Here is a 24631-nt window from a genome sequence, read left to right on the forward strand (position 1 = left end):
GCCATGGACACGTACTCTCCCGCTGCTGGTGGCCTGGCCTGGACCTTCGACCCCGATCTGCTGCGCCGGCATGACCGGCCGGGACCGCGCTACACCTCCTACCCGACCGCGCCGCACTTCCACGATGGGTTCGATGCGCCGGCCCTGCGCCAGGCGATCGCCGACAGCAACCGGCAGGCGCGCGCGCTGTCGCTGTACGTGCATGTGCCGTTCTGTTCCAGCCCATGTTTCTACTGCGGCTGCAACCGGGTGATCACCCGTGATCGCGGCCGTGGCCACAGCTATGTGGCGCGGGTGCTGGCCGAAGCTGACCTGCTGGCGCCGCAGTTCGATGACGGGCGCGAAGTGATCCAGCTGCACCTGGGCGGCGGCACGCCCAATTTCCTCGATGCCGAGGCAATGACCACGCTGGTGGAAGGGCTGCGCAGGCGCTTCGATTTCAGTGACTCGTCACAGCGCGATTTCTCCATCGAACTGGACCCTCGTTTCATCGATGCCGGTGACGTGGCGATGCTGGCACGGCTGGGTTTCAACCGTGCCAGCCTGGGCGTGCAGGATTTCGACCCGCAGGTGCAGGAATCGATCAACCGCGTGCAGGGCGTGCGGCAGACGCTGGACATCCTGCGTGCCTGCCGGGACAGCGGCATGCGCTCGGTCAACGTCGATCTGATCTACGGCCTGCCCGGGCAGAACCTGGAAGGCTTCGGCCGCACCCTGGAACTGGTGTTGGCGCTGCGCCCGGACCGCCTGGCGGTGTATGGCTACGCGCATCTGCCGCACCTGTTCCGCGCGCAGCGGCAGATCGACGAACGCCGGCTGCCTTCGCCGGAAGACAAGCTGGCCCTGCTCGGGCTGGCGGTGGAGCGCCTCTCGGCAGCCGGCTACCAGTACATCGGCATGGACCACTTCGCGCTGCCCGAGGAAGACCTGTCGCGCGCGCAGCGTGCCGGCCAGCTGCATCGCAATTTCATGGGATATACCACCCATGCCGACACCGACCTGCTGGGCCTGGGCGTCAGCGCCATCAGCCACGTGGGCGCGACCTACAGCCAGAACCCGCGTGACCTGCCATCGTGGGAAGCGGCGGTGGACCAGGGCCAGCTGCCGGTCTGGCGCGGCGTCGCGCTCAGCGAGGATGACCAGCTGCGCGCCGAGCTGATCCAGCAGCTGATGTGCCAGGGCGAGGTGGATGGGCGCGCGCTGGGCCGGCGCCATGGCGTGCAGTTCGAGGAGTACTTCGCGCAGGACCTGCAGGCCGTGCAGCGCCTGCAGCAGGACGGCCTGGCCGAATACAGCGAGGGCGTGGTGCGCACCAGTGAGCCCGGGCGGCCGCTGCTGCGCCTGCTGGCGATGTGCTTCGATCCGTATCTGCGCGCAGCGCAGGAGCAACCGCGGTATTCGCGGGCGATCTGAAGGCCGGTTGTCAGCGCGGCCCGGAATCGCCACGGGCCGGGCCGAAGTCGCGCGCCACGTTCCCAGGGCTGCTGGCCGTGCGCCACACGGTTGGCCAGTCACCGGACGGGCCGCCATTGCAGTCGGCCTGCAGCTGCACGGTCTCGGGCTGGAACACGGCACCGTCCCATCGCCAGCTCGCCGCGTGCCCGCAATCGCCGATGCCCCGGTAGAAGGTGGTTTCGGTCAATCGCTGGCGGACCGGATCGAAGCGCGGCCAGCCGAGGCGCTGCAGTTCGAACGCTGGCGCATCGTCGGCGATGGCTGGCGCGCCAGCCACGGCGAAGTGCAGGGCGTGGGCGGTGGCGAGCTTGCCATGGTCCACCACGAACACCACCACGTTGGCGTTGTAGGCACCGGCCTGGCAGCCGACGAAGACCAGCTCGCGATGCGCATCGAGCGCGAAGGCCTGGTCGTGCTGGCGGACCAGGCTGTCGTCAGGGTCGCACTGGCGCTGCAGCAGGGCGGCCGTGTGCAGCCGCCGCACCCCGGCAATGCGGGACGCGCTGAGCTGCGGCGGGAGCGCACGTGCGCTTGCAGGAGCGACGTTCAGTACCGGCAGCGGCGCGGGTGGGGTGGCCGTTGCGCCCAAGGCAGCCGTAGCCGCCAGCAGCGCCAGCCAGGGGCGGAGTGCTCGCATCGTTGTCGGTCCTTGACTGGAATGGTGCCCGGAGCCGGAATCGAACCGGCATGGGGTTGCCCCCGGCAGATTTTAAGTCTGATGCGTCTACCAGTTTCGCCATCCGGGCCTTGCAGTGCGCGCCGATTGTAACGGAATCGCTGCCCATGCCGGCGGATAACACCGCCTTTACGCAACCGGCTGCAGCGCTGGGTACAGTCCGCCAATTCTCCCAGGAATGGCGACATGCACGGACGTGGCAGGCGATGGATGCGGTGCGCGCTGATGTTGGCTGCGTGTCTGGTGGCCGGCCCGCTGTCGGCACAGCCGGCGCCGCCACCAGCCGAAGCGGTGGTCGACCTCGACACGGTGCAGGTGACCGGCGAACAACCCGGCCCGGGCCTGTGGAAAGTGACCGGCCCGCAGGGCCACGTGCTGTGGATCCTCGGCACGGTATCGCCGCTGCCGGCGCGCATGGAATGGCGCTCGGATGAGGTCGAGCGCACCATTGCCGGCGTCGATCATGTGCTGGGTGATCCGGGCTTCGGCCTGGACGCGAAGATCGGCTTCTTCAAGGGCCTGACGTTGCTGCCGCTGGCGAAGAAGACCGCGCGTGACCCGCAGGGACGCACGCTGGACCAGGTGCTGCCTGCACCGACCTATGCACGCTGGTCGGGGCTGAAGCAGACCTATCTGGGCAATGATCGCGGCGTGGAGAAGGATCGCCCGCTGGTGGCCTCCGGCCGGCTGTACCAGGCATTCCTCAAGCGCAATGGCCTGCGCGACAGCAAGCAGGTCAAGGAGGCACTCAAGCGGGCCTACAAGGCCCATGACCTGGAGCCGGAGGACGTGCAGGTCAAGCTGAAGATCGATGACCTGCGTGGTGCGCTGAAGGAACTGCAGGCTTCGGAAGTAGATGATCGCGCGTGCTTCGAACGGACGCTCGACACGGTGGAATTCCAGGCGCCGGTGCTGCGCGAGCGCGCCAATGCCTGGGCGCTTGGGGATGTCGCCGCGTTGAAACGACTGTCCACTTCGGCGATGGCGCAGAGCTGCCGCGAGATGCTGCAGGACTCGGAGTTCGTGCGCCGCCGCGGCTGGAGCAACCTGCCGCAGCAGGTGCGTGCGCGGTGGCTGCAGGCAGCCGACGCAGCGCTGGCAAAACATGCCGCCACGTTTGCGACGATGCCAGTCAGCCAGCTGCTGGGTGAGGGCTATCTGGAGGAGCTGACGCAGCGTGGCTACGTGATCGAGGCCCCGCCGGAATAGCCCACGCTTGAAGTCCCCGTGCTTCCTGTCATATTCCTCCGTATCGGGGGAAGGGGAGCGGGAGATGGCGTTGCATGCGTTTGCCTATGTCAGCACGGCCAGGGAAGGGCTGGAAGTGCCCGATCTCGATGCGCTGCTGGCCGACGCCACGCCCTTCAACCGCATGGCCGGCGTGACCGGTGTCCTGATGTTCGATGGCAGCCGCTTCCTGCAGTACATCGAGGGGCCGCGTGATGGCGTGGCATCGGTGCATGCGCGCATCCTCAACGCGCGCCGCCATGGCAGCATCAGCGAACTGGCCTCGGGCGACCTGCCGTCGCGCTGGTTCCCGCGCTGGACCATGGCCAACCGCATGATCGATGCGGCTACCCTGGACAGCATCGTGACCGCGCCCTGGCAGGGCTTCGACAACGCGCCGGCATCGTGCAGCCACGGTTTCGCGCTGCTGCTGCAGGCCTGGACCGGCGGCCATGGCGAACTGGAGCCGGCTGCCGTCAGCCTGGGCTCCTGAGCGGGGCGTGGCCCGCCGCCGCCGGAGCGGTTAACCTTGGCGGCCTGCTTGCCTGCCTTCGGAAATCCGGATGACCCAGACCCTGTCGCTGCCTGCGAGGCATCGCGCATGAGCGCACCCATCGGTGCTGCACAGCGGCCGCTGCCGGCCGTGATCGGGCTGGGCTACGTCGGCCTGCCGCTGGCAGTAGCCTTCGGCCGGCACATCCCCACCCTTGGCTACGACATCGATGCGGCGCGCATCGCCGAACTGGGCAGTGGCCAGGACCACACCCTGGAAATGGAGCCGGAGGAGCTGGCCGAGGCCACGCAGCTGCGTTACAGCAGCGACCCCGCCCAGCTGGATGCCTGCAACGTCTACATCGTCACCGTGCCGACGCCGATCGATGCCTACGAGCAGCCGGACCTGGAGCCGCTGCGCTCGGCCACGCGGCGGGTGGCCGGCCACCTGCGCGCCGGTGACCTGGTCATCTACGAATCCACTGTCTACCCCGGCACCACCGAGGAAGTGTGCGTGCCGCTGCTGGAAGAGGGCTCGGGGCTGCGCTTCAACGAAGATTTCTACTGCGGCTACAGCCCGGAACGGGTCAGCCCCGGTGATCGCCAGCGGCGCCTGGCCGACATCCGCAAGATCACCTCGGGCTCGACCCCGGCCGTGGCTGCGGTGGTTGATGGCCTGTACCAGCGCATCATCGCCGCCGGCACCTTCCCGGCGCCGTCGATGCGCGTGGCCGAAGCGGCCAAGGTGGTCGAGAACATCCAGCGTGACGTCAACATCGCTCTGGTCAACGAGCTGGCGCTGATCTTCGATCGCCTTGGCATCGACACCCAGGACGTGCTGGACGCTGCTGGCAGCAAGTGGAATTTCCTGCCGTTCCGCCCCGGCCTGGTCGGCGGCCACTGCATCGGCGTGGACCCGTACTACCTGCTGCATAAATCCGAGAGCGTGGGTTACCACCCGGACCTGATCCACACCGCGCGGCAGGTCAACAACCGTGTCGGCGAACACGTGGCCACGCGCGTGCTGGCGATGCTGGCCGAGCGTGGCCGCGAAGCGGCGCAGTCGCGCATCCTGGTGCTGGGCGTGACCTTCAAGGAAGACTGCCCCGACCTGCGCAACAGCCGTGCGCTGGAACTGGCCCAGCGCCTGCAGTCCGCCGGTGCACAGGTGCAGGTGAGCGATCCGTGGGTGGGGCCGGCCGCGCTGGCCGATGCGGACGTGCACTGGGTGGCCGAACCGCAGGCCGGGCTTTACGACGCGGTGGTGCTGGCGGTGGCCCATGCCAGCTTCAAGACGCTGGATGAAGCGCGCATCCGTGCCCTGCTGGCGCCGGGCGGGCTGGTCTACGACGTGAAGTCGGCCTGGCCCCGCAGCGTGGTCGACGACCGCCTGTAGACACCTGCGCGGTAGACTGTGGCGGTTGCAACCGAGGAACGCCATGCACCGGTATATCGTCTACCTGCTCGCCATCCTGCTGTTTCCACTGTGCCTGTGGCTGGCCACGATCTGGCCGGCCTGGTACTGGGGCGTCGGCCTGACCGCCGCGATGGTGGCGCTGGGCACCTGGGACCTGCTGCAGAAGCGCAGCACGCTGCGCCGCAACTATCCGGTGATGGCGCACTTCCGCTACGGCCTGGAATCGATCGGCCCGGAAATCCGCCAGTACTTCGTGCAGAGCGACCTGGAGGACGTGCCGTTCTCGCGGCAGCAGCGTGCGCTGATCTACCAGCGCTCCAAGAACGAAATGGACACGGTGCCCTTCGGCACCCTGCGCAGCACCTATGCGGTGGATTACGAGTGGATCAACCATTCGCTGGCACCCACCACCATCGCCGCACATGATTTCCGCGTGCTGATCGGTCCGACCTGCGCCAAGCCCTATTCGGCCAGCGTGTTCAACATCTCGGCGATGAGCTTTGGTTCGCTGTCGGCCAACGCGATCCGCGCGCTGAACGAAGGCGCGCGCCGCGGCGGCTTCTACCATGACACCGGCGAGGGCTCGATTTCGCCCTACCACCGCGAGATGGGCGGCGACCTGGTCTGGGAAATCGGCTCGGGCTACTTCGGCTGCCGCGACGAGAAGGGCGGTTTCAGCGAGGAACGCTTCATCGCCAATGCCACCCAGGATCAGGTCAGGATGATCGAGATCAAGCTGTCGCAGGGCGCCAAGCCCGGCCACGGCGGCGTGCTGCCGGCACCGAAGGTGACCGCCGAGATCTCTGCCACCCGCGGCGTCCCGATGGGCGTGGATTGCGTGTCGCCCTCGCGCCATTCGGCATTTTCCACGCCGGTGGAGCTGCTGCAGTTCGTGGCCCGCCTGCGCGAGCTGTCCGGTGGCAAGCCGGTCGGCTTCAAGCTGGCCATCGGCCATCCGTGGGAATGGTTCGGCATCGCCAAGGCCATGCAGGAAACCGGCCTGCTGCCTGATTTCATCGTGGTCGATGGCGCCGAAGGTGGCACTGGCGCGGCCCCGGCCGAGTTCGTCGACCATGTGGGCGTGCCGATGCACGAGGCGTTGCTGCTGGTGCACAACACCCTGGTGGGCCTGGACCTGCGTGAGCGCATCCGCATCGGTGCGGCCGGCAAGATCACCAGCGCGTTTGAAATCGCCCGCACCATCGCGCTCGGTGCGGACTGGTGCAACGCCGGCCGCGGCTTCATGTTCGCCCTGGGCTGCATCCAGTCGTTGAGCTGCCACACCGACAAGTGCCCGACCGGCATCGCTACGCAGAACCCGGCGCGCTGGAAGCACCTGGATGCGCCGGACAAGGCCACGCGCGTGCACAGCTACCACGAGCACACGCTGCATGCGCTGAAGGAGCTGCTGTGTGCCGCCGGCCTCAACGACCCGGCCGAGCTTGGCCCGGAGCATATCCTGCGTCGCGTTTCGCCTGTCGAGATCCGGTCGCTGGCCTCGCTGTACCGCTACCTGGAACCGGGCGAGCTGCTGCACAAAGTGCCGGACCACGCGGTGTTCCACTCGTTCTGGGCCGAAGCGCGCAGTGATTCGTTCCAGCCGCCGCCACGCATCCAGGCGTTGCGCGCGAGCAAATCACGGTAACGGTTGTGTAGAGTCGAGCTTGCTCGACTGCTTCTCGATCAACAAGAGCAGTCGAGCAAGCTCGACTCTACGGAGATGCATCATGCAGTTCAGGACCGGCACGGCCGATGACGTAGCGATGCTGTGGGCACTGCGCACGCGCTGCGTGCGCGAAACCTGCAGCAGCCATTACCCGCCCGACGTGATTGCACCCTGGTCGGCCTCGCCGCCGCCGGCGCAGTACGCGCGCCTGCTGGCGCAGGGCGGTTGCGTGGTGGCCGAGGACAGCCAGGGCGGCCTGCTGGGTTTTGGCGTGTTCGATGCCGAAGGCAACGAGGTCGATGCGCTGTTCGTCGATCCGGACAGGGGCGGGCAGGGCATCGGCCAGGCGCTGATGCAGCGCTTGCTGGCGCTGGCCGACCCCGCGCGCGACGTGGTGCTGTCGGCATCGCTCAATGCGGTGCCGTTCTACCAGCGTCAGGGGTTCATCGCCGGAAACGAGGAGGCCTACCCGCACCCCAGCGGCGTGGCCCTGGCCTCGGTGCGCATGCACCGGAAACTGTAGAGCCGAGCCCACGCTCGGCTTTTGTAGAGTCGAGCTATGCTCGACTGCTGTTGATTGCAGTCGAGCATGGGCTCGGCTCTACAGAACCCGGGTCAGCGCCCGGCAAGCCACGCGATTACGCCTTCGGCCGCGCGCAGGCCACTGGCATAGCACGCCGTCAGCAGGTAACCGCCGGTCGGCGCTTCCCAGTCCAGCATCTCGCCGGCGCAGAACACGCCGGGCAGGGTGCGCACCATCAGGCCATCATCCAGCGCCTGCAGGCGCACGCCGCCGGCGGTGCTGATCACCTCGGCCATCGGCCGCGGGCGCAGCAGGCGCAACGGCAAGCGCTTCAGCGTGGTTGCCACGGCCGGCAGATCGTTGCCGGCCTCCTTGCCCAGGAGTTCGAACACCAGTGCGGCTTTCACCGCATCCAGCCCGGCCTGGCGGCGCAGGTGCTCGCCGAAGCTGCGGCCCTTGCGCGGGCGCGACAGGTCAGCCAGCAGGCGTGCCTCATCGCGGCCCGGCACCAGATCCAGCCACAGGGTGGCGTGGCCCTCACGGTTGATGGTCTCGCGCAGGTCCGCAGCCAGGGCGTAGACCAGGCTGCCTTCGATGCCGTATTCGCTGGCCACGCACTCGCCCTGCAGCGACTGCGGTTGGCCCTGCAGGTCGATCCAGTGCGCGACCACCGCCTTCAGCGGTGCACCGGCATTGCGCTGGGCAAAGAACGGGGTCCAGTCCACGTCGAAGCCGCAGTTGGCTGATTGCAGCGGGGCGATGTCCATGCCGCGCGCCTGCAACGGCGCGACCCAGGCGCCATTGCTGCCCAGTTGCGGCCAGCTGCCGCCGCCCAGCGCCAGCACGGTGGCGTCGGCGTGCACGTCCAGCGGGCCGTCGGCGGTGCTGAAGCACAACGCGCCATCATCGCTCCAGCCCGTCCAGCGGTGGTTGGCGTGCAGGCGCACGCCCTGTTCCTTCAGCCGCCGTACCCAGCCGCGCAACAGCGGCGCCGCCTTGCGGTCGACGGGGAACACGCGGCCCGAACTGCCCACATAGGTCTCCACGCCGAAGCCGGCCGCCCAGTCACGCAACGCCTGCGCGTCGAAGCCGTCCAGCCAGCGGCCGACCGCGGCGGACTGCTCGCGGTAGCGGCTGTCGAACAACGGGCGCGGGTCGGAATGGGTCAGGTTGAGGCCGCCCTTGCCGGCAATCAGGAACTTGCGGCCGGGCGAGCCCTTGGCTTCGTACAGGTCCACGTCCAGCCCCGCCGCGCGCAGGCGCTCGGCGGCGAACAGGCCGGCCGGTCCGCCACCGATGACGGCGACCCGGCGCGGCGGTGCGGCATTACGGTTTGACATCGAGCAGCTCGACATCGAACACCAGCGAGGAACCGGCCGGGATCGGGCCGACGCCGCGGTCGCCATAGCCATAGGCCGGCGGGATCATCAGGGTGCGCTTGCCGCCCACCTTCATGCCGGCCACGCCTTCATCCCAGCCACGGATGACCTGGCCGGCGCCGAGGGTGAAGGTGAACGGTTCGCCGCGGCCGACCGAGCTGTCGAAGGTCTTGCCGTGCTTGCTCTCGGTGCGCTGGTCGTAGATCCAGCCGGTGTAGTGCACGCTCACCTTCTGCCCGGGCACGGCTTCGGCGCCGGTACCGACCTGGGTGTCGATGCGCTCGAAGGTGGCCAGGGTGCCACCCGGCGGCGGACCGGACGGTTCGCGGGCACAGCCGGCGGCGACAAGGGACAGCAGCAGGGGAAGCAGCAGGCGGCGCATCGGCGTCTCCGGGATGGGCGGTGTCGGGGGCGGCAAGGGTAGCGCATCAGCGCCGGGTATCATGGGGGCATGGCCAAACTCCTGCTCAATCTCCGCAACGTCGGTGACGACGAATACGCCGATGTATGCACGCTGCTGGACCAGCATGGCATCGCCTGGTACCGCACCGAACCCAGCCCGTGGGGCATTTCCAACGGCGGCCTGTGGCTGAGCGAGGATGGCGACCAGCCGCGGGCGAAGGCGCTGATGGCCGAGTACCAGGCGGCGCGCGGGGTGCGCGTGCGTGCCGAGCGCGAGCAGGCACTGCGCGAGGGCACGGCCGAGACGTTCGGCAGCCTGCTGCGGCGGCGGCCGGTGTTCGTGGTGCTGGTGCTGCTGGGCATGATCGTGGCGGCGGCGCTGGTGCTGCTGCCGTTCGTGCTGTTGCGGGGCTAAGCCCCCCGAGGTAGTGCCGGCCGCTGGCCGGCAAGGGCTCGGATCCCTCCGCCGCGCGGAGGGCTCTGACCCCTGAATCTGTCCATGCGGGCGGCAGGCGCTAAAATGGCGGGATGATCGCCAATACCGCTGCCTACCATTTCGCCGTCATCGACGCCCCCCAGGCCCTGTGCGACCAGCTGCTGGCGCGCGCCGAGGCGGCGGAGCTGCGCGGAACCATCCTGGTGGCGGGCGAGGGCCTGAACCTGTTCCTGGCCGGGGCGCCGGAGGCGATCGAGGGTTTCTACGCCGCCCTGCATGCCGATGCGCGTTTTGCCGGCATGCGGGTCAAGACCAGCTTCAGCGAGCACCAGCCGTTCGCGCGCCTGAAGGCGAAGGTGAAGGACGAGATCATCAGCTTCCGCCGCGATGACGGCCAGCCGCTGGAGTACCCGCGGGCGCCGGCCGTGGACCCGGCCACCGTGCAGCGCTGGCTGCGCCAGGGTCACGATGATGCAGGCAAGCCGGTGGTGATGCTCGACACCCGCAACCTGCAGGAAGTGGAGTACGGCACGTTCAAGGACGCGCTGGTGCTGCCCATCCACAAGTTCACCGATCTGCCGGAGGCCCTGGCGCCACACCGCGAGGCGCTGAAGGACAGCACCGTGGTCAGCTTCTGCACCGGTGGCATCCGCTGCGAGAAGGCCGCCCTGTGGATGCTCAACGACGGCATGGACAACGTGCTGCAGCTTGACGGCGGCATCCTTGGCTACTTCGAGGAGGTCGGCGGCGAGGGCTACGAGGGCCGCTGTTTCGTGTTCGATGAGCGCGTGGCGCTGGATGCCGCGCTGCAGCCGATGGTGGACGAGCCGCTGGCCGAGCCGCGCCCGAGCGCGTTCTGACCGCGCGTCTCTGTAGAGCCGAGCCCATGCTCGGCTGCCGTTGAGCGGTTGAAAGCAGCCGAGCATCGGCTCGGCTCTACACCCATCCCGCAGGAATCAGCATCCTGCCACCGTCACTGGCCGTGGCCCCGTCCCGACCCCATGCAAGGGGACATCCTGTGACGGAAATACGCCTGATGATCCCGTTGTCGATCCTCGACCTGGCCCCGGTCTGCGAGGGCAGCGATACCACCGCCGCCTTCGCCAACATGCTGGAACTGGCCCAGCACGCCGATGCGCTGGGCTACCGCCGCTACTGGCTGGCCGAACACCACAACATGCCCGGCATCGCCAGCGCGGCCACCGCCGTGCTGATCGGCCACGTAGCCGGCGGCACGAAGCGCATCCGCGTCGGCTCCGGCGGCATCATGCTGCCCAACCACGCGCCGCTGCAGGTGGCCGAGCAGTTCGGCACGCTGGCCTCGCTGTACCCCGACCGCATCGACCTGGGCCTGGGCCGTGCACCCGGTACCGACCAGCCCACTGCGCGCGCCCTGCGCCGCTACTTCGACAGCGCCGACCAGTTCCCGCAGGACGTGCGCGAGCTGCTGCACTACTTCGAACCGGTGCAGCCCGGCCAGGCCGTGCAGGCCGTGCCCGGTGGTGGCCTGCGGGTGCCGACCTGGATCCTCGGTTCCAGTCTGTTCGGTGCGCGCATGGCCGCCTCGATGGGCCTGCCGTATGCCTTTGCCTCGCATTTCGCGCCCGACTCGATGGACGAAGCGCTGGCGGTCTATCGCCGCGAATTCCGCCCCTCGGCCACGCTCAAGCAGCCGCACGCGATGCTGGCGCTGAATGTCGTGGCCAGTGACAGTGAAGCCGAATCGCGCCGCTTGTTCACCAGCCAGCAGCAGAGCTTCGTCAACCTGCGCCGCGGCCGCCCGGGCAGGATCCCGGCGCCGATCGACGATATCGAAACCTTCTGGGAACCGCACGAGAAGCTGGGCGTGGAACGCGCGCTGGCCTGCACCGTGCTGGGCGATCCGCAGCAGGTGGCCGAGGGCATCGCCGCGTTCGTTGATCGCCACACGCCCGACGAACTGATGCTGACCGCCAACCTGTACGACCACCGCGCGCGCCTGCGCTCGTTCGAGCTGGCCATGCATGCCTGGCATGCCCGCCACGCAGGCTGAACATCTGCATCACGGCGCATTGCACCCGCGCCGGGTCTGATGGGGGCTCCTCATTCCGGAGCCCCCACCATGGCCGATACCCGCGCCGAACACATTGCCCAGCTGGCCGAACTGATCAAGGACGTGGAGGTGGCGATGTTCACCACCGTCGGTGTCGATGGCCGCCTGTACAGCCGCCCGCTGGGCACCCAGCAGGTCGCCTTCGATGGCGATCTCTGGTTCGCCACCGCCGCCGACAGCCCGAAGGTGGCCGAGATCGCGCTCAATCCGCGGGTCAACGTGGCCTACGCCTCGCCATCCAAAAACACCTATGTGTCGGTGGCCGGGCGTGCGCGCATCGTCGATGACCGGGCGAAGATCGAGGAGCTGTGGTCGCCGCCGATGAAGCTGTTCTTCCCGGGCGGCAAGGATGACCCGAACCTGCGGCTGATCCACGTGCGCGCCGATTCGGCCGAATACTGGGATGGCCCCGGCACGCTGCTGGGCAAGGCGCTGAGCTTCGTGCTGTCGGCGGTGCAGGACGAACCGGCGCAGCTGGGCGACAACGGGTTCATCGACCTGCGCTGAGGGTCTCATCCACGCCGTGCGTGGCCCGGCGCTACCAGACGGCAGGTAATCCCGCCGGGCATGGCCCGGCGCTACCGGGCGGGGTGTGTGGGGTAGCGCCGGGCCATGCCCGGCGAGCGCAGCGGTCGGCACTCAGAACCAGCGCTGGAGCAGCTCCACCGTATAGCCCACCAGTTGCCCCGAACTGAAGCCGAAGAAGGCGATGGCCACCACGCCGGCAATCCAGTTGAACAGCATCAGCGCGCCATCGCGTTCCAGCAGCGCCAGTGCGAACAGCAGCAGCTGGAAGCCGAACAGGAAGTTGGTGAACGGGATCGGCAGCGACAACAGCGCGCCCAGCAGGACCAGCAGCAGGCCGGTGAATGCATGCGCCGGCAGCGGAACCAGCAGTTGCGGCATGCGCGGCGAGAGCATGCGGTCCAGCCGCCGCAGCGGCCGGTCGATGCGGTCCAGGAAGGTGTGCATGGTGCCGCGCTTCGGCCCGCGCCGGGCGATGAAGCCCGGCAGCCAGGGCTTGCGCCGGCAGAGCAGCATCTGCAGGCCGATCAAAACCACCAGCGGCCCGCTGACCGCGCCGCCCATGCCCGGGATCGGGATGAAGGAGGGCAGGATGGCCACGAACAGGAACACGCCGAAGGCGCTCTGCTGCAGGTCCTTGAGAATCTGCCCGAGGGGCATGTGCTCGGCCGGGTCACCGGAAGCGAACATCGCCAGCAGGGTACGGATGCCCTCGTTGCGGTAGATCGGGCGCTGCTCGCCCGATCCGTCGTCCGGCACGTGGTTCGGATCAGGCGGTGAGCTCATCGGCCTGCTCGTCGGACAGGGTGCGCAGCAGCAGCTTGTCCACGCGCGCACCGTCCAGATCGACCACCTCGAAGCGCCAGCCGGCCCAGTCGAAATACTCGCCCGCATGCGGGATGCGGCCGAAGTAGTGGATGCACATGCCGGCCAGCGTGTAGTAGTCGCCGTCCTCGGCATCAGGCAGTTCGTTGCTGCCGATCAGCTCGCGCAGGTCCTCGATCGGCAGCGAGCCGTCCACCAGCAGCGAGCCGTCCTCGCGGGTCACCACCAGCGCGTCCTCGTCGGCGTTTTCCACCGCCTGCAGGCGGCCGACCACCGCGCCCATCAGGTCGCTGATGGTCACCAGGCCCTGGATCTCGCCGTACTCGTCCACCACCAGCGCCATCGACTGCTGTTCCTCGCGGAAGATCTCCAGCAGCTTCATCGCGTGGGTGGATTCGGAAACGTACAGCGGCTCGCGCAGGGTCTGGAACAGCGCGTTGTCACCGCGCGCCATGCGCGTGGCCAGTGATTTCAGTTCCAGGATGCCGACCACGTCCATGTCGTTGTCGCGCAGTACCGGGTACCGCGAGAACTCGTGCTCGGCCATGATTTCCAGGTTGCGCTCCAGGCCGGCCTGGGTGTCGAGCCAGGCGATCCGGTTGCGCGGGGTCATCAGGCTGTCGGCGGTACGGTCGCCCAGGCGCATGACGCGGTTCATCATGTCGCGCTCGTGGGTATCGATCACGCCTGCCTCGTGGCTCTCGGCCACCAGCATGCGGATCTCTTCTTCGGTCACCTGGGCGGCTTCGTCCTGGCCCAGGCCCATCACCTTCAGCATCAGCTGGGTGGTCTTGGACAGCAGCCAGACGAAGGGCAGGGCCAGCTTGGCCAGCCAGCTCATCGGCATGGCCACCAGGCCGGCGATGGCTTCCGACCGGGTCAGCGCCAGGCGCTTGGGGACCAGCTCGCCGAAGATCAGGGTGATGAAGGTGATCAGGCTGACGGCCAGCACGGTGCCGATCTTGCCGGCATACGCGAAGCCGGGCATCAGCCCCTCGATCCATCCGCCGAAGGCTTCGCCCAGCGCTTCACCGCCCAGATAGCCGGTCAGGACGCCGATGACGGTGATGCCGATCTGCACGGTGGACAGGAAGCTTTCCGGCTTCTCGGAGAGCTCCAGCGCCTTGGCGGCGCGTTTGGAGGTGGCGGCCATCTGCTTCAGGCGGCTCTTGCGCGAGGTCATGACCGACATCTCGGACATGGCGAAGAAGCCGTTCAGCAGAACAAGCGCGAAAACAATCAGGATCATTTCAAACACGGGCGTCGTCCCCGGTTGGTGGCAGGGAGGGCGGGTGCTTGCAGTGGCGGCAGGCGCTCAGGAACAGGGTCCGGCGCGGCGCAGGGGGGTAAGGGTCGTCGTCCATAAGGTGCGCCCGGGGGCGCGCTGGCATCTTAGCAAACGGCCATGGCTGGGTGGCAACTGCCTGTTCAGGTTGGGGGTTTCCACCCCCTCGTCGGGGGCGGGGATACCCGGAATGGTCATCTAGCCGTCATAATTCGTCCTGGTGCCGTCCTTCCCGCGACGGCTGACAGGTTTCTCAATGTTCTCTCTGCAGACCATTTTCGGTTCCGGCAAACAGTTCTACACCCTGCTTGATGAGGCTGCCGTCGCGGCCAACGACGCCGCCAAGGCGCTGCATCTGATGCTGCGCGAGGCCGACCGCCAGCCCGCGCTGGACGCCTTCAAGCTCGCCCGCCTGCGCGAGCGCGCGGCCTCGGACAAGATCAGCCAGGCGCTGGTGGACAGCTTCATGACCCCGATCGAGCGCGAGGACATCGAGGCGCTGGGTTCGGCGCTGTACAAGATCCCGAAGCAGATCGAGAAGTTCGCCGATCGCTATTCGCTGGCCACGACCCACTTGGAGCACATCGACTTCGCGCCGCGCGCGGCGATGCTGGAACAGGCTGCCGGCGTGGTGGTGGAGATGGTGGCCGACCTGCGCCACATGAACCTGGACCGGATGACCGCGCTCAACGAGAAGCTGCGCTCGCTGGAAAACGAGGCCGACCGCCTGATGCTCGAGCTGTACCGCGACATCTATTCGGGCCGCCTGGACAACCTGCAGATGTTCCTGCTGAAGGAATTCTTCGAGATCCTGGAAAAGGCCATCGACCGCTGCCGCGAGGCCGGCGTGGTGGCGTACCAGATCGTGTTGAAGAACAGCTGACGGACGCCGCCGCATGTTGACCCTTGTCCTGGTGGTGATCCTGGCCGCGCTCGTCTTCGAGTTCATCAACGGCTTCCACGACACCGCCAATTCCATTGCCACCGTGGTGGCGACCAAGGTGCTCTCGCCCGGCTGGGCGGTGATGCTGGCCGCGGTCATGAACCTGATCGGCGCGCTGACCGGCACCGCGGTCGCGCTGACCATCGCCTCCGGCCTGCTCAACACCAACGTCGTGGAGGTCACCCCGCAGGTGATCCTGTGCGCGCTGCTGGGCGGCATCATCTGGAACCTGATCACGTGGTGGAAGGGCCTGCCGTCCTCCTCCTCGCACGCCCTGATCGGCGGCCTGTGCGGCGCCGGCCTGGCCGCGGCCCACAACAACTGGGACGCGCTGATCTGGTCCGAGCGCCTGGGCAGCTGGGCGCAGAACAAGGGCCTGCTGTGGAAGGTGTTCGTGCCGATGATCACCTCGCCGATCGCCGGTTTCCTGCTCGGCATCGTGGTGATGGTGCTGCTGTGGGGCCTGATCGCTGGCCTGGCCAAGATCGGTGGTGCCATCGGCCGCCTGGCCCGCCCGCGCATCGTCAACGCGTTCTTCGGCAAGGCCCAGATCGCCTCGGCGGCCTACATGGGCTTTGCCCACGGCCACAATGACGCGCAGAAGACCATGGGCATCATCGCCATGACGCTGATCGGTGCCGAAGCCACCGGTGCGTTGAACGACCTGCCGTCGTGGCTGGCCTTCATGCACCCGGACGCGCACGCCGGTGACGGCATCGCGATGTGGATCGTGCTGACCTGCGCGGTGGTGATGGCTGCCGGTACCGCCTCGGGCGGCTGGAAGATCATCAAGACGCTGGGCCACAAGATGGTCAAGCTGCACCCGATCCACGGCTTCGCCGCGGAGACCAGCTCGGCCACCATCCTGACCATGGCCGCCCACTTCGGCATGCCGGTCTCGACCACCCACAGCATCTCCACCGCCATCATGGGCGTCGGCTTCGCCAAGAACCCGCGTTCGCTGAAGTTCGGCGTGATCGAGCGCATCGTCTGGGCCTGGATCCTCACGATCCCCGCCGCCGGCGGCTGCGCGTACCTGATCCTGAAGCTGTTCGAGCTGTTCGGCTGGACCTGAGGCCAGCAGCCCGATAAACGAAAAAGCCCGCCGGATTCCGGCGGGCTTTTTTCATGGGCAAGGGATTCTTCCGTGCCCATCGTGCCGACCAACGGTCGGCACCCACCAACAGACAGCGCCCGGAAACTCGCCAGCCCACGGATATCCCGCTGTTGCTTTTGAGGTTGCCGGCCAGCGGCCGGCACTACCGCGGGTGCCGGGCCGCAGGCCCGGCCACCACTACCACCCCCTCAGTTGCGCTGGAACAGCGCCTGCACATCCTTCCGGAACGCCGCCTGGCTGTCCGCCCGGCTGTAGAACATGTGCCCGCCCGGATAGCTGCGCACCTGCACCCGGTCCGGGTTGCTGCCCATCGCCGGCATCTGGTCCACCGTCAGGATCGACCCCATGAACGGACACGACAGGTCGTTCCAGCCATGCACGATCAGCACCTGCAGGTGCGGATCGATCGCCACGGCCTGGCGCAGCTGGGTCACCGCCCCCTGGCGCAGCTCGCCACCGCGGTCCCACAGCCGGTTCACGTCGTAGTTCAGCGCCTGGTAGCGCGCATCGACCTTCCAGCCGACCACGCGCGTCACGAAGTCGACCATCGCCGTGGTGGTCGGCGCGATGATGCTGTCCAGCAGGGGATCGTTGGCGCGCTGTTCCGGATCGTTCGGGAACGGGTCGAACGCGGTCACGTTGGAATCGTAGCGACTGCCCAGCGTGCCCTTGTCGCGGAACACCTCGCGCAGGTAAGCCTGGGTTTCCAGGCGGCCACCGGCGCGGCGCACGAACTGCGGGTCCAGCCCGGTCAGCTCGGTCACCTGGCGCAGCATCGCCTCGGTCGCCTGCGGATCACTGCGGCCCTTCATCAGCGCCGTGGCGTAGTCACCGCGCGTGTATTCCACCACCTCGCGCATTGCCGCGTCGGTCAGCTTGCCCTGGCGCTCCAGGTGCGCCGCCGCGATGGACGGCAACGTCTGCATCCACGCCATCGGCGAAACATCGGCGTTGTCTTCCAGGGTCGGGCTCAGGTACGGCGATACCAGCACCAGGCCGTTCATCGCCACGCCCAGGCGCGTCTGCAGGTAATGGGTGATGCGCGGGCCACGGTAGCCGCCGTAGCTTTCGCCGGTCAGGTACTTGCGCGCGCCCATGCGCTGGTTGCGCAGCAGCCAGTCGTAGATCGAACGTGACAGGTACTCGATGTCGGCGCTGGGGTTGTACAGCTGCTTCTTCGCTTCATCATCGCTGATGCGCGCGCGGCTGAAACCCGTGCCGACCGGATCGATGAACACCAGGTCGGTGAAATCCAGCCAGGTGCCGGGGTTGTCGTGCAGGGTGGCCGGTGCCGAGGCACTGTCGCCTTCCGAGCCGAAGGTGACCACCTTGGGCCCGATCGCGCCCATGTTGAGGTAGACCGAAGATGCGCCGGGGCCGCCATTGAGAGCGAAGGTCACCGGGCGGTCCTTGCCGGGCATCGTGTAGGCGGTGAACACCACATCGGCGATCACCTTGCCCTTCTCGTCGCGCACCGGCAGGGTGCCGACGGTGGCGGTGTAGTCGAGGGTGCGGCCGGCCAGGCGCATGCTCTGGCGGGCGGAGGCATCGGCCGGCAGCGCGGGCGCTTCGGTCTTTTCCTCCTTGGTGTCGGGCTTGGATTCGGCGGCCGATGCGGTGAAGGCGCAGGCAGGGGCAACGAGCAGGCCGGCGCAGAGCGCGGCGATGTGCAGCAGGGACTTCATGGCACCAGGACGGTAGCGGAAGAGGATCCCGATGCTAGGCCGCCGCCCGGCGCACCGTATGTGTCCAAAGGCATGGCCGCCGGTGCTGGCCCGTTGCGGCCAGATTCGGTCAAGCGGGCAGGGCGCTCCGTGCCTCGTCGTCGGCCAGCAGGCCGTACACGGCCGAATCGGACAACTCGCCCTGGATGCGCCAGCGCTGGCGCAGCACGCCTTCCAGGTGGAAGCCCAGGCGATCAAGCACGTGTGCGGAGGGCTGGTTGCGCGGGTCGATCTCTGCTTCCACCCGATGCAGGCCAAGCGTGTCGAACAGATAGGCAAGCAGGTGCTGCAGCGCTTCGTGCATGTAGCCCTGGCCCTGCTTGCCGGGGGCCAGCAGGTAGCCGATCTCGGCGCGTGCGGCGTCACGGTCCAGCGCGAACACCACGCAGATGCCCAGCAACGGGCCTTCCGGCGATTCGCGCACGGCCAGCTTGAGCTGGGTGCCGGTGGTGTGCGCGGCGAGGTCGTCGTCGATCTGCGCGCGGGCTTCGGTCGGTCGCGTCCACGCCGGATGATTCCAGAAGCGCATCACGTCCGGGTCGGACTGCAGGGCGAACAGGGCGGCCGCATCGTCACGGCGGATCGGGCTCAGGACCAGGCGCGCGCTGTGCAGCGGCAGTCCCGGGAACAGCAGCGAATGGCTGGCCAATACGAGGGTCCACGCAGAGAGATGCGCATTATGGCGCCGCTGGGTTTGCCGATGGGGGCGTGATGTCTGTAGAGCCGAACCGATGCTCGGCTGCCCGGCACGGTGCGAAATGCAGCCGAGCGTGGGCTCGGCTCTACAGTTGGTCTGCGTCGATCAGGCTTCCAGGGAGGCCAGGTCGCCCTTGCTCTCCAGCCAGCCCTTGCGGTCAGACGCACGCTTCTTGGCCAGCAGCATGTCCATCAGCGAACGGGTCTGCTCGCCGTCATCCACCGTCAGCTGCACCAGGCGGCGCGTATCGGGGTGGATGGTCGACTCGCGCAGCTGTGGCGGATTCATCTCGCCCAGGCCCTTGAAGCGGGTGACATTGACGGCGCCCTTGATCTTCTCGCGTTCGATCTTGTCCAGGATCGAGCGCTTCTCTTCCTCGTCCAGGGCGTAGAACACCTGCTTGCCCACGTCGATGCGGAACAGCGGCGGCATCGCCACGAACACATGGCCGGCATCGACCAGCGCCGGGAAGTGCTTCAGGAACAGCGCGGTCAGCAGGGTGGCGATGTGCAGGCCGTCCGAGTCGGCGTCGGCGAGGATGACCACCTTGCCGTAACGCAGGCCGGCGATGTCTTCCTTGCCCGGGTCGCAGCCGATGGCCACGGCCAGGTTGTGCACTTCTTCGGAGGCCAGCACGCTGTTGGACGACACTTCCCAGGTGTTGAGGATCTTGCCGCGCAGCGGCAGGATCGCCTGGAAGTCCTTGTCGCGCGCCTGCTTGGCGCTGCCGCCTGCCGAGTCACCTTCCACCAGGAACAGTTCGGTGCGCGACAGGTCCTGGCTGATGCAGTCGGCCAGCTTGCCGGGCAGGGCCGGGCCCTGGGTGACCTTCTTGCGGACGACCAGCTTTTCGGTCTTCAGGCGCGCGCTGGCGCGCTCGATGGCGATCTGCGCGATCTTCTCGCCCAGCTCCACGTTCTGGTTCAGCAGCAGGCTGAAGGCGTCGTGCGCGGCGCCTTCGACGAAACCGGCGGCCTGGCGCGAGGACAGGCGTTCCTTGGTCTGGCCGCTGAACTGCGGATCGGTCATCTTCAGCGACAGCACGAACGACACGCGGTCCCACACGTCTTCCGGGGCCAGCTTGACGCCGCGCGGCAGCAGGTTGCGGAAGTCGCAGAACTCGCGCAGCGCCTCGGTCAGGCCGGTACGCAGGCCATTGGCGTGGGTGCCGTGCTGGGCGGTGGGGATCAGGTTGACGTAGCTTTCCTGTACCAGCTCGCCTTCCGGCAGCCAGGCCACGGCCCAGTCAACGATCTCGGTATCCTTCTTCAGGTTGCCGACGAACAGATCGGCCGGCAGCGACTCGCGGTCGCCCAGCTCCATCTTCAGGTAGTCGCGCAGGCCGTCTTCGTAGTACCAGGTGTCGACTTCGCCGGTGGCTTCGTCGGTCAGCTTCACGGTCAGGCCCGGGCACAGCACGGCCTTGGCGCGCAGCAGGTGCTTGAGCGCGCGCACGGCGAACTTGGGCGTATCGAAGTACTTCGGGTCCGGCCAGAAGCGCAGCCGCGTACCGGTGTTCTTCTTGCCCACCGTGCCGACCACTTCCAGCGGCGAGGCGCGGTCGCCATCGCGGAAGGTGATGCGATGCTCGGCACCGTCGCGCTTGATGTGGATCTCGACCAGGGTGGACAGTGCGTTGACCACGCTGACGCCGACGCCGTGCAGGCCGCCGGAGAAGGTGTAGTTGTTGTTGTTGAACTTGCCGCCCGCGTGCAGGCGGGTCAGGATCAGCTCGACGCCCGGAATCTTCTCTTCCGGATGGATGTCGACCGGCATGCCGCGGCCGTCATCGCTGACTTCCACGCTGCCGTCCTTGTACAGGGTGATCTCGATCGAGCGGGCGTGGCCGGCGAGGGCCTCGTCCACCGAGTTGTCGATCACTTCCTGCGCCAGGTGGTTCGGGCGCGCGGTGTCGGTGTACATGCCAGGACGGCGCTTGACCGGGTCAAGGCCGGACAGGACTTCAATATCGGCGGCGTTATAGCGTGCGTTCATCTATCTTCAAAGCGCGGAGCGACGCGCAAGTGTGCGGTGTGGACGGGGAATTTGCACGCCTGCGGTTCAGCCTCGGCGCCGGGGAGGGGGTAAAATGACAGCCGCTGGAATCTGAACGCCGGCGCCCCCATGTCCAAGCCATACCGCGAGGAGGACTCCATGAAGAAGTTGCTGACCATTGCGATCCTGGCCGCTGCCGCCGTTGCAGTGCCGCTGGTGATGGCGCAGAACGCAGGCCAGACGGCCCCGCAGCAGGGCGACCAGGCCGACAAGGCCGCGCAGTCCGAGGCGGATGCCAAGGCCAAGCGCCGCGCCCAGGCCAATGCCGAAATGAAGGCCAAGGGCCAGCCGGTCCCGCAGCAGGAAGAAGAGGAAGAGGCGCGGAAGAAGAAGTAAGGCTTCCGCCGCCAAGGCCGCTGCCGCAAGGCGCTGGCCCCTGAACGCCCCGCACTGCGGGGCGTTTTCTTTTGCCGATGACGCTATCTGCCACTTGGGTTGGCGGCCATCTATCTGTAAACTATGGCTTTCCGGGAGTAGTGCGTGTCCACCATTTGCGAATGGGCTGGACCGGCCATGCGTGGCCTCCAGCAATGCGGGTCGCAGGTGACGGTCGAATTGACCGGCACAGCCGCCCCGACCTCGCACGATGGTCCCCGTCCGGCGCCTGCCGCCGACCGGTCCCGCGCCTCCCTCGCTGCCCCAGCGAACCGGAAAACCCCCTTTCTGCTCCACGCCCGCCCCTCGGGCAGGCGTGGCGCTGCCGTTTTCCATTTCCAGACAGGATGCTTGCAGCCATGACTCCCTTGATTTTCGTAACCGGCGGCGTGGTGTCCTCGCTCGGCAAAGGTATTGCCGCTGCGTCACTGGCCGCCATCCTCGAAGCGCGTGGCCTGAAGGTCACGATGATGAAGCTCGACCCGTACATCAACGTCGATCCGGGCACCATGAGCCCGTTCCAGCACGGTGAGGTCTACGTCACCGACGACGGCGCCGAGACCGACCTCGACCTGGGCCACTACGAGCGCTTCGTGCGTACCCGCCTGAGCCGCAAGAACTCGGTCACCACCGGCCGCATCTACGAGAACGTCATCCGCAAGGAGCGCCGCGGCGACTACCTGGGCGCGACCGTGCAGGTCATCCCGCACATCACCGACGAGATCCGCCGCTGCATCGACGAAGCCACCGAAGGCTACGACGTGGCCCTGGTCGAGATCGGCGGCACCGTGGGCGACATCGAGTCGCTGCCGTTCCTGGAGGCGATCCGCCAGGTGCGCACCGAGCGCGGCCCGGAGAAGGCGCTGTTCATGCACCTCACCCTGGTGCCGTACATCGGCGCCGCCGGTGAGCTGAAGACCAAGCCGACCCAGCATTCGGTGAAGGAACTGCGTTCGATCGGCATCCAGCCGGACGTGCTGCTGTGCCGTTCCGAGCAGGCCGTGCCGGATTCGGAGCGCCGCAAGATCGCCCAGTTCACCAACGTCTCCGAACGCGCCGTCATCAGCGTGCCGGACGTGGACGTGCTGTACCGCATTCCGTCGGGCCTGCATGCGCAGGGCCTGGACGAGATCGTGGTCAACCAGCTGAAGCTGGCCGACAAGGTCGGCCCGGTCGACCTGTCGATGTGGGAGGACGCGGTCGACGCGACCCTGCACCCGCTGGACGAAGTGACCATCGCCGTGGTCGGCAAGTACGTCGACCACCAGGATGCGTACAAGTCGGTCGGCGAAGCCCTCAAGCACGGCGGCCTGCGCCAGCGCACCAAGGTCAACCTGAAGTGGCTGGAAGCGCAGGACCTGGAAGGCACCGACATGGCCGCGCTGGCCGACGTCGACGGCATCCTGGTGCCGGGCGGCTTCGGTGACCGCGGTTTCGAAGGCAAGGTGCTGACCTCGCAGTTCGCCCGCCAGAACAGCGTGCCGTACTTCGGCATCTGCTACGGCATGCAGGCGGCGGTGGTGGACTACGCGCGCCACGTGCTGGGCCTGGAAAACGCCAACAGCACCGAGAACGACCGCCAGTCGCCGGACCCGGTGATCGGCCTGATCACCGAATGGCGTACCGCCACCGGCGATGTCGAAAAGCGCGATGACAAGAGCGACCTCGGCGGCACCATGCGCCTGGGCCTGCAGGAACAGCGCCTGAAGCCGGGCACGCTGGCCCGCGAGCTGTACGGCAAGGACGTGGTCTCCGAGCGTCACCGCCACCGCTACGAGTTCAACAACCGCTACCGCACCCAGCTGGAAGATGCCGGCCTGGTGATCTCGGGCAAGTCGATGGACGACACCCTGGTGGAAGTGGTCGAACTGCCGCGTGACGCGCACCCGTGGTTCCTGGCCTGCCAGGCGCACCCGGAATTCCTGTCCACCCCGCGCGATGGCCATCCGCTGTTCATCGGCTTCATCCGTGCCGCGCGCGAGCGCAAGGCCGGTGGCGCGCTGCTGGCCGAAGCCCGCGCCTGACTTGTGAAGGGGGGCTTCGGCCCCCATCCTGCATGCTTCAACCCCAGCGCGCCGGCCCTGCCGGCGTAGCGGACAACAAGGAAACGCCATGAAACTGTGTGGATTCGAGGTCGGGCTGGACCAGCCCCTGTTCCTGATCGCCGGCCCCTGCGTGATCGAGTCGATGCAGCTGCAGCTCGATACCGCCGGCAAGCTGAAGGAGATCACCGACCGCCTCGGCGTCAACTTCATCTTCAAGTCGAGCTTCGACAAGGCCAACCGTACTTCGGGCACCGCTTTCCGCGGCCCGGGCATGGAAGAAGGCCTGAAGGTGCTGGCCGAAGTGAAGAAGCAGATCGGCGTGCCGGTGCTGACCGACGTGCATGAATACACCCCGATGGACGAAGTGGCCTCGGTGGTGGACGTGCTGCAGACCCCGGCGTTCCTGGTCCGCCAGACCGACTTCATCCGCAAGGTGTGTGCAGCCGGCAAGCCGGTCAACATCAAGAAGGGCCAGTTCCTGGCGCCGTGGGACATGAAGCCGGTCGTCGAGAAGGCCAAGTCCACCGGCAACGAGCAGATCATGGTCTGCGAGCGTGGCGCCAGCTTCGGCTACAACAACCTGGTCAGCGACATGCGTTCGCTGGCGGTGATGCGTGACACCGGCTGCCCGGTGGTGTTCGACGCCACCCATTCGGTGCAGCTGCCGGGCGGGCAGGGCACCAGTTCCGGCGGCCAGCGCGAACACGTGCCGGTGCTGGCGCGTGCCGCGGTGGCGGTGGGCATCTCCGGCCTGTTCGCCGAGACCCACCCGGATCCGTCCAAGGCCCTGTCCGATGGCCCCAATGCGTGGCCGCTGGACCAGATGGAAGCCCTGCTCGAGACCCTGATGGAGCTCGACGCGGTGACCAAGAAGCACGGCTTCTCGCGCTTCGCGTGAGTCTTGACCCGTGGGCGGCGCTGGAAGCCCAGCGTCGCCGGCGGCATTGGCGCAGCTGGCCGTGGGGCTGGATGGCGCTGGCGCTGTGCGTGCTGGCGTGGGTCGCGTTCGGTTACATGGTGCTGCTGGGTGCTGCCGGTACCCGCATGCCCGGCGATGGTGCGGCCCCGCACTGGCAGGCCACGATGTTCAAGGTTTCCCTCGGCGCGGCCGCCGTGCTGTATGCGGCGAGCCTTGCAAGCACGGTGCTGGGCTGGCGCCTGCAGCGCGCACGCGGTGCCGCTGGGCTGGCCGCGCTGCTGCTGGCCGTGCCGTCGGCGCTGCTGGCCTGGGCCATCCTTGCCCAGCTGTGATGGTTCACCTGCGGGCATTGGCCC

At 67.6% G+C, this 24631-nt stretch carries 24 protein-coding genes and 1 tRNA gene; 16 read left to right on the top strand and 9 right to left on the bottom strand.

Annotation, left to right across the window (positions count from 1 at the left end):
- The first annotated feature begins 3 nt into the window (after positions 1 to 3).
- On the top strand, positions 4 to 1413 hold the full coding sequence (gene hemN / locus QMZ26_RS14215) for an oxygen-independent coproporphyrinogen III oxidase (RefSeq protein WP_283221844.1): 1410 nt from the start codon (positions 4 to 6) through the stop codon (positions 1411 to 1413).
- Between the two features lie 10 nt (positions 1414 to 1423).
- Here hemN and QMZ26_RS14220 read toward each other — a convergent pair whose 3' ends face one another.
- Entirely contained in the window at positions 1424 to 2092 is a 669-nt protein-coding gene (locus QMZ26_RS14220; RefSeq protein WP_283221845.1) for a DUF1176 domain-containing protein, read from the bottom strand.
- 22 nt (positions 2093 to 2114) lie between these two features.
- Positions 2115 to 2201: transfer RNA gene (locus QMZ26_RS14225), tRNA-Leu, on the bottom strand.
- 155 nt (positions 2202 to 2356) lie between these two features.
- Between QMZ26_RS14225 and QMZ26_RS14230 the strand changes: the two genes are divergently transcribed.
- The 5 genes from QMZ26_RS14230 to QMZ26_RS14250 all read left to right on the top strand — a co-directional run bounded on the left by QMZ26_RS14230 (position 2357) and on the right by QMZ26_RS14250 (position 7456).
- Entirely contained in the window at positions 2357 to 3340 is a 984-nt protein-coding gene (locus QMZ26_RS14230) for a TraB/GumN family protein (protein ID WP_283221846.1), read from the top strand.
- 64 nt (positions 3341 to 3404) lie between these two features.
- Complete coding sequence (locus QMZ26_RS14235; RefSeq protein WP_200733342.1) at positions 3405 to 3851, top strand: BLUF domain-containing protein; 447 nt, start codon at positions 3405 to 3407, stop codon at positions 3849 to 3851.
- 108 nt (positions 3852 to 3959) lie between these two features.
- On the top strand, positions 3960 to 5246 hold the full coding sequence (locus tag QMZ26_RS14240) for a nucleotide sugar dehydrogenase (protein WP_283221847.1): 1287 nt from the start codon (positions 3960 to 3962) through the stop codon (positions 5244 to 5246).
- A 43-nt stretch (positions 5247 to 5289) separates the two neighbouring features.
- Positions 5290 to 6912, top strand: a complete 1623-nt coding sequence (locus tag QMZ26_RS14245; protein ID WP_079221413.1) for an FMN-binding glutamate synthase family protein — start codon at positions 5290 to 5292, stop codon at positions 6910 to 6912.
- Between the two features lie 82 nt (positions 6913 to 6994).
- Positions 6995 to 7456 carry a GNAT family N-acetyltransferase gene (locus tag QMZ26_RS14250; RefSeq protein ID WP_283221848.1) on the top strand — a complete coding sequence of 154 codons (462 nt, stop codon included), beginning with the start codon at positions 6995 to 6997 and terminating at the stop codon, positions 7454 to 7456.
- A 92-nt stretch (positions 7457 to 7548) separates the two neighbouring features.
- On the opposite strand, the gene QMZ26_RS14255 is transcribed toward QMZ26_RS14250, so the two are convergent.
- Positions 7549 to 8796 (bottom strand): TIGR03862 family flavoprotein, encoded by a 1248-nt coding sequence (locus tag QMZ26_RS14255; protein ID WP_283221849.1) that lies wholly within the window; start codon positions 8794 to 8796, stop codon positions 7549 to 7551.
- Positions 8783 to 9217 carry an FKBP-type peptidyl-prolyl cis-trans isomerase gene (locus QMZ26_RS14260; protein WP_079221416.1) on the bottom strand — a complete coding sequence of 145 codons (435 nt, stop codon included), beginning with the start codon at positions 9215 to 9217 and terminating at the stop codon, positions 8783 to 8785. Before QMZ26_RS14260 ends, QMZ26_RS14255 begins: the two co-directional genes overlap by 14 nt.
- Before the next feature lie 69 nt (positions 9218 to 9286).
- On the opposite strand from QMZ26_RS14260, the gene QMZ26_RS14265 reads away from it, so the two are divergent.
- The 4 genes from QMZ26_RS14265 to QMZ26_RS14280 all read left to right on the top strand — a co-directional run bounded on the left by QMZ26_RS14265 (position 9287) and on the right by QMZ26_RS14280 (position 12272).
- Positions 9287 to 9652: a DUF6164 family protein gene (locus QMZ26_RS14265; RefSeq protein WP_079221417.1), complete on the top strand. Its 366-nt coding sequence runs from the start codon at positions 9287 to 9289 to the stop codon at positions 9650 to 9652.
- A gap of 113 nt (positions 9653 to 9765) precedes the next feature.
- Positions 9766 to 10533: a sulfurtransferase gene (locus QMZ26_RS14270; protein WP_200733347.1), complete on the top strand. Its 768-nt coding sequence runs from the start codon at positions 9766 to 9768 to the stop codon at positions 10531 to 10533.
- Positions 10534 to 10709: 176 nt separating this feature from the next.
- Positions 10710 to 11705 (top strand): LLM class flavin-dependent oxidoreductase, encoded by a 996-nt coding sequence (locus tag QMZ26_RS14275; protein WP_283221850.1) that lies wholly within the window; start codon positions 10710 to 10712, stop codon positions 11703 to 11705.
- A 69-nt stretch (positions 11706 to 11774) separates the two neighbouring features.
- Positions 11775 to 12272, top strand: coding sequence for a pyridoxamine 5'-phosphate oxidase family protein (locus QMZ26_RS14280; protein WP_200733349.1), 498 nt, complete (start codon positions 11775 to 11777; stop codon positions 12270 to 12272).
- Positions 12273 to 12404: 132 nt separating this feature from the next.
- On the opposite strand, the gene QMZ26_RS14285 is transcribed toward QMZ26_RS14280, so the two are convergent.
- Together QMZ26_RS14285 and QMZ26_RS14290 are read right to left on the bottom strand one after the other, a co-directional pair.
- On the bottom strand, positions 12405 to 13076 hold the full coding sequence (locus QMZ26_RS14285; protein WP_283221851.1) for an exopolysaccharide biosynthesis protein: 672 nt from the start codon (positions 13074 to 13076) through the stop codon (positions 12405 to 12407).
- Positions 13060 to 14364 (bottom strand): hemolysin family protein, encoded by a 1305-nt coding sequence (locus tag QMZ26_RS14290; RefSeq protein ID WP_079221422.1) that lies wholly within the window; start codon positions 14362 to 14364, stop codon positions 13060 to 13062. Before QMZ26_RS14290 ends, QMZ26_RS14285 begins: the two co-directional genes overlap by 17 nt.
- Positions 14365 to 14656: 292 nt before the next feature.
- Between QMZ26_RS14290 and QMZ26_RS14295 the strand changes: the two genes are divergently transcribed.
- Both QMZ26_RS14295 and QMZ26_RS14300 read left to right on the top strand, forming a co-directional pair.
- A complete protein-coding gene (locus tag QMZ26_RS14295) occupies positions 14657 to 15283 on the top strand; it encodes a DUF47 family protein (RefSeq protein WP_200734494.1) in 627 nt (208 codons plus the stop codon).
- Between the two features lie 13 nt (positions 15284 to 15296).
- Positions 15297 to 16418, top strand: coding sequence for an inorganic phosphate transporter (locus QMZ26_RS14300; protein WP_079221424.1), 1122 nt, complete (start codon positions 15297 to 15299; stop codon positions 16416 to 16418).
- 230 nt (positions 16419 to 16648) lie between these two features.
- Here the strand turns inward: QMZ26_RS14300 and QMZ26_RS14305 are convergent, their stop codons facing one another.
- The 3 genes from QMZ26_RS14305 to parE form a co-directional block, all read right to left on the bottom strand.
- A complete protein-coding gene (locus QMZ26_RS14305) occupies positions 16649 to 18145 on the bottom strand; it encodes a S10 family peptidase (protein ID WP_283221852.1) in 1497 nt (498 codons plus the stop codon).
- Positions 18146 to 18254: 109 nt separating this feature from the next.
- On the bottom strand, positions 18255 to 18833 hold the full coding sequence (locus QMZ26_RS14310) for a GNAT family protein (protein ID WP_283221853.1): 579 nt from the start codon (positions 18831 to 18833) through the stop codon (positions 18255 to 18257).
- A 153-nt stretch (positions 18834 to 18986) separates the two neighbouring features.
- On the bottom strand, positions 18987 to 20876 hold the full coding sequence (gene parE, locus QMZ26_RS14315; protein WP_108759523.1) for a DNA topoisomerase IV subunit B: 1890 nt from the start codon (positions 20874 to 20876) through the stop codon (positions 18987 to 18989).
- Between the two features lie 159 nt (positions 20877 to 21035).
- On the opposite strand from parE, the gene QMZ26_RS14320 reads away from it, so the two are divergent.
- The 4 genes from QMZ26_RS14320 to QMZ26_RS14335 all read left to right on the top strand — a co-directional run bounded on the left by QMZ26_RS14320 (position 21036) and on the right by QMZ26_RS14335 (position 24607).
- Positions 21036 to 21272: a hypothetical protein gene (locus tag QMZ26_RS14320; protein WP_079221428.1), complete on the top strand. Its 237-nt coding sequence runs from the start codon at positions 21036 to 21038 to the stop codon at positions 21270 to 21272.
- Positions 21273 to 21670: 398 nt separating this feature from the next.
- On the top strand, positions 21671 to 23335 hold the full coding sequence (locus QMZ26_RS14325; protein ID WP_079221429.1) for a CTP synthase: 1665 nt from the start codon (positions 21671 to 21673) through the stop codon (positions 23333 to 23335).
- 88 nt (positions 23336 to 23423) lie between these two features.
- Entirely contained in the window at positions 23424 to 24254 is an 831-nt protein-coding gene (gene kdsA, locus QMZ26_RS14330) for a 3-deoxy-8-phosphooctulonate synthase (protein WP_079221430.1), read from the top strand.
- The gene (locus QMZ26_RS14335) at positions 24251 to 24607 is read left to right on the top strand and encodes a hypothetical protein (RefSeq protein WP_283221854.1); all 357 of its coding nucleotides are present in this window, start codon (positions 24251 to 24253) and stop codon (positions 24605 to 24607) included. The genes kdsA and QMZ26_RS14335 overlap by 4 nt, the downstream gene beginning before the upstream one ends.
- Positions 24608 to 24631 lie beyond the last annotated feature (24 nt).

This window comes from Stenotrophomonas sp. PFBMAA-4, from assembly GCF_030053215.1.
GTDB lineage: Bacteria > Pseudomonadota > Gammaproteobacteria > Xanthomonadales > Xanthomonadaceae > Stenotrophomonas.

Excerpts from the sequence above, each read along its gene's own strand:
- QMZ26_RS14260 (WP_079221416.1), bottom strand. The coding sequence starts at position 9,217 with ATGCGCCGCCTGCTGCTTCCCCTGCTGCTGTCCCTTGTCGCCGCCGGC.
- kdsA (WP_079221430.1), top strand. The coding sequence starts at position 23,424 with ATGAAACTGTGTGGATTCGAGGTCGGGCTGGACCAGCCCCTGTTCCTG.
- QMZ26_RS14250 (WP_283221848.1), top strand. The coding sequence starts at position 6,995 with ATGCAGTTCAGGACCGGCACGGCCGATGACGTAGCGATGCTGTGGGCA.
- QMZ26_RS14290 (WP_079221422.1), bottom strand. The coding sequence starts at position 14,364 with ATGATCCTGATTGTTTTCGCGCTTGTTCTGCTGAACGGCTTCTTCGCC.
- QMZ26_RS14270 (WP_200733347.1), top strand. The coding sequence starts at position 9,766 with ATGATCGCCAATACCGCTGCCTACCATTTCGCCGTCATCGACGCCCCC.
- QMZ26_RS14320 (WP_079221428.1), top strand. The coding sequence starts at position 21,036 with ATGAAGAAGTTGCTGACCATTGCGATCCTGGCCGCTGCCGCCGTTGCA.
- QMZ26_RS14305 (WP_283221852.1), bottom strand. The coding sequence starts at position 18,145 with ATGAAGTCCCTGCTGCACATCGCCGCGCTCTGCGCCGGCCTGCTCGTT.
- parE (WP_108759523.1), bottom strand. The coding sequence starts at position 20,876 with ATGAACGCACGCTATAACGCCGCCGATATTGAAGTCCTGTCCGGCCTT.
- QMZ26_RS14255 (WP_283221849.1), bottom strand. The coding sequence starts at position 8,796 with ATGTCAAACCGTAATGCCGCACCGCCGCGCCGGGTCGCCGTCATCGGT.
- QMZ26_RS14300 (WP_079221424.1), top strand. The coding sequence starts at position 15,297 with ATGTTGACCCTTGTCCTGGTGGTGATCCTGGCCGCGCTCGTCTTCGAG.
- QMZ26_RS14285 (WP_283221851.1), bottom strand. The coding sequence starts at position 13,076 with ATGAGCTCACCGCCTGATCCGAACCACGTGCCGGACGACGGATCGGGC.
- QMZ26_RS14230 (WP_283221846.1), top strand. The coding sequence starts at position 2,357 with ATGTTGGCTGCGTGTCTGGTGGCCGGCCCGCTGTCGGCACAGCCGGCG.
- QMZ26_RS14220 (WP_283221845.1), bottom strand. The coding sequence starts at position 2,092 with ATGCGAGCACTCCGCCCCTGGCTGGCGCTGCTGGCGGCTACGGCTGCC.
- QMZ26_RS14235 (WP_200733342.1), top strand. The coding sequence starts at position 3,405 with ATGGCGTTGCATGCGTTTGCCTATGTCAGCACGGCCAGGGAAGGGCTG.
- QMZ26_RS14280 (WP_200733349.1), top strand. The coding sequence starts at position 11,775 with ATGGCCGATACCCGCGCCGAACACATTGCCCAGCTGGCCGAACTGATC.
- QMZ26_RS14240 (WP_283221847.1), top strand. The coding sequence starts at position 3,960 with ATGAGCGCACCCATCGGTGCTGCACAGCGGCCGCTGCCGGCCGTGATC.
- QMZ26_RS14245 (WP_079221413.1), top strand. The coding sequence starts at position 5,290 with ATGCACCGGTATATCGTCTACCTGCTCGCCATCCTGCTGTTTCCACTG.
- hemN (WP_283221844.1), top strand. The coding sequence starts at position 4 with ATGGACACGTACTCTCCCGCTGCTGGTGGCCTGGCCTGGACCTTCGAC.
- QMZ26_RS14325 (WP_079221429.1), top strand. The coding sequence starts at position 21,671 with ATGACTCCCTTGATTTTCGTAACCGGCGGCGTGGTGTCCTCGCTCGGC.
- QMZ26_RS14295 (WP_200734494.1), top strand. The coding sequence starts at position 14,657 with ATGTTCTCTCTGCAGACCATTTTCGGTTCCGGCAAACAGTTCTACACC.
- QMZ26_RS14275 (WP_283221850.1), top strand. The coding sequence starts at position 10,710 with ATGATCCCGTTGTCGATCCTCGACCTGGCCCCGGTCTGCGAGGGCAGC.
- QMZ26_RS14265 (WP_079221417.1), top strand. The coding sequence starts at position 9,287 with ATGGCCAAACTCCTGCTCAATCTCCGCAACGTCGGTGACGACGAATAC.